Annotated in this window: 1 protein-coding gene; it reads right to left on the reverse strand. The window is 46.8% G+C overall.

What is annotated here, in order from left to right; all coding sequences use genetic code 11:
* The coding region (locus R7Z77_RS26350; RefSeq protein ID WP_318137173.1) for a KpsF/GutQ family sugar-phosphate isomerase at positions 1-628 on the reverse strand (628 nt) is incomplete at its 3' end.
* Between the last annotated feature and the right edge of the window lie 5 nt (positions 629-633).

A 633-nucleotide genomic window follows, 5' to 3' on the forward strand; every position in this document is an offset into this window, starting at 1 on the left:
CATTTCCGAAGTGCATAATATCAGACAGCTTAAGTAGCAATTTTCTTCCTAAAGCACCACCAGGATGTGAGAGAGCGAAGTCTTCTGCTGAGAATCCACGCGCTTGAAGTAGGGCAACTGCTAGCGCATCGCCCATTACTAAAGTTGCTGTGGTACTGCTGGTTGGTGCAAGACCAAGTGGACAAGCTTCTTGAGGGACAGTGATTTGCAAGTGCAAGTCAGCCAGTTTTGCCATGTTGGATTCTGGCTTGCCCGTCATGCTAATGATTTTAATGTTTAAACGCTTTAGAACAGGGAAGAGAGACAAGATTTCATGGGACTCGCCAGAGTTAGAAATAGCGATAACAATGTCACCCGCGCTGATCATACCCAAGTCACCATGCGCTGCTTCACCCGGGTGAACGAAAAACGCTGATGTACCTGTGCTGGCAAGCGTTGCTGCAATCTTGTTGCCAATGTGGCCTGATTTGCCCATACCCATCACGACAACTTTGCCGCTATTGGAAAGGATCAATTCGCAAGCTTGTTCAAACTGCTCATCAAAGTATTTGTCTAGCTCTTGCAGAGCCGCGACTTCGATATCAAGAACTTGTTTAGCAGCAGCGCGAAAATCAAATGGATTGGACATATCAG

The sequence above is a fragment of the Vibrio sp. 1401 genome, assembly GCF_033340295.1.